At 45.8% G+C, this 2194-nt stretch carries 2 protein-coding genes and 1 pseudogene; 2 read left to right on the top strand and 1 reads right to left on the bottom strand.

What is annotated here, in order from left to right; genetic code table 11:
- A pseudogene (locus tag AAY72_RS16890) lies at positions 1-188 on the top strand (hypothetical protein); the annotation flags it as partial.
- Between the two features lie 134 nt (positions 189-322).
- Here the strand turns inward: AAY72_RS16890 and AAY72_RS05490 are convergent.
- Complete coding sequence (locus tag AAY72_RS05490) at positions 323-1357, bottom strand: porin (RefSeq protein WP_057785901.1); 1035 nt, start codon at positions 1355-1357, stop codon at positions 323-325.
- A gap of 128 nt (positions 1358-1485) precedes the next feature.
- Between AAY72_RS05490 and AAY72_RS05485 the strand changes: the two genes are divergently transcribed.
- Entirely contained in the window at positions 1486-2187 is a 702-nt protein-coding gene (locus tag AAY72_RS05485) for an IS5 family transposase (RefSeq protein ID WP_082628944.1), read from the top strand.
- The last annotated feature ends 7 nt before the right edge of the window (positions 2188-2194 follow it).

The following is a 2194-nucleotide window of genomic DNA, read 5'->3' as shown; positions in this document are numbered from 1 at the left end:
TAGGGCGTGTTGACGTTTTCTGGTTAGATTTTGTTCGTTTGGCGGTGTTTTGCTCGCGAAACGAGGAGTGCGGTTTAGTTATTCTAAATAAACGACGAGTGACAAAGAGCAAAGCACCGCCAGACGAACCCTTCGGGCAGCGTGTGGCTGGCATTTCTACTGCGTTATCGCTTGTTCATGTAGAATAACTACACATCACAAGCTCTGCCTTGTATAAATACCAGCCACCCAGCTGCAAAAACAACCAGCAAACGCCAACACGCCCTAGGCAAAGCAAAAAAAAGCCCCAATATCGGGGCAATCAGGCTCGGCGCGAGAAAGGTTAGAAGCGGTAGATTGCACCCACCGAAAACGCAAAGGGATCCGAACCAGGTGAAATGGTCAAGCGCTTACCATGACCATCACCTGCAACGTTGAAAGATGCCGCTTCACTATTATTGGTAAAAGCCATCGAGGTATATAATGACAGAGCTTTATCCATTGTCCGTGATACGCCAAACGCAATCATATCGGCATCACTATTATTGCTATCACCATTACCGGCTCGATAATACTGGGTCGAGATCTCATAGGCGCTAAGCGCGTATGACACTCCTAAGCCCCAGGCATCGCGATCGCCGCCACTAAAATCCTGAGTTTGCTGAATTAAACCAGAAATCTGCCAACTGTCGTTGATTTTGTAGCGAGCGCCGAGCCTGACACCTGTGCTGGCCGCTCGTTCATTGCCCAGAGCATCGGGTAATTGATTTTGACGCTCATAAGCCAAAATCAGCAGTAAGCCGGAAGCGTTGTAAGTGACCGAGGTGCTGATGGCATCGTCTTCATTTTCAACGGTACTGCCGGTTGAATCGTTTGAAGAATAATGCAAGTCGAATGTTAGATTTTGCTTGGTTGGACTTTGGTAGTGAATGCCATTTCTCAAACGCTTGTCCAGGTTAACTCCTCCGCCAGCGACAATATTTCGGGCATCACCAATTTTATCGCCCAAAAAATCGGTTCTGGAACGGACCTTTTTCATTGGAGTATCGAAATAGCCAATACGGAATAGCCCCAAATCACCTTCTAAACCCAAAAAGGTATCTCTGGCATCAAAGTAACTACTACCATTGCCGCCTTCATCCAGCCGAACCAGTGTCTCAACCTGCGCGATGACCTTTAACCCTGATTCTAATTGATGTGTTGCGGAAACGCCGATACGGCTGGAGTTACTCGAAACGTTTAGGCCACTTTTTTCACCATTATCTTGATGGTCTACAGAGATATGGGCCAGACCATAGAATTTAAAATCGGCGGCGTGGCTGAGTGGCACAAGAGGAAAGGTGAGTAGTAATAATGTTGTTTTTGGATTGAGTTTCATAGCGGTGTCTCTCGTCTTTTGATATCACGTTATTTCTAGGGCCTGTTGACGTTTGCCCGTAAGTCATTGAAAAAAAGAAGCAAACTCGTAATATTTAAGTTCCTACACAAAAACAAAACGAGTTTGCTATGCCCCGATTAATGCTCAGCGATGAGCTCTGGTCGAAGCTAAAAGGAATGATGCTTCAAGAAAGTATTTATAACAAGCGTGACTTACGCATGGTTGTTGAAGGAATGCTTTACCGGCTACGTGTTGGCTGTGCGTGGCGAGACTTACCTACTTGTTTTGGACGATGGAATTCGGTCTACAATAAATTTAATGAGTGGTCAAAAAAAGGTAAATGGCTCACGCTGTTTAAAACGCTTACCCAAGAGCCTGATACGGAGTGGATATTTATCGATGGCAGCTATGTTAAAGCTCATCAACATAGCGCAGGCGCCCAAGGTGTTGAGCCACAAGCAATCGGTAAAAGCCGTGCAGGAAATACAACTAAAATTCATTTAGCTGTTGATAGTTACGGCTTACCCATTGAATTTACAGTGACGGGTGGCGAGATTCATGACAGCACTGCAGCAAGCGAACTGATTGAAAAGTTACCACCTACGACCGCGATAGTAGCGGACAAAGGCTATGATAGCGGAAAGATTCGTGAGCAGATTAAAAGCAAAGGCGCTGATGCGGTTATACCAAGAAGATCAAACTCAGTCGCGGGCAATGGGGATATGAATTGGTCGCTGTACCGTGATCGTCATCTAGTTGAAAATGCGTTTGCGCGCTTGAAGCAATTTCGAGGTCTGGCAACGCGATATGATAAGTTGTGTGATTCATAGAGATCGT

This window comes from Alishewanella sp. WH16-1, from assembly GCF_001441695.1.
Lineage (GTDB): Bacteria > Pseudomonadota > Gammaproteobacteria > Enterobacterales > Alteromonadaceae > Alishewanella > Alishewanella agri.
Note: the sequence above shows the minus strand (reverse complement) of the source record. Positions and strands in the feature narration are given on the sequence as shown.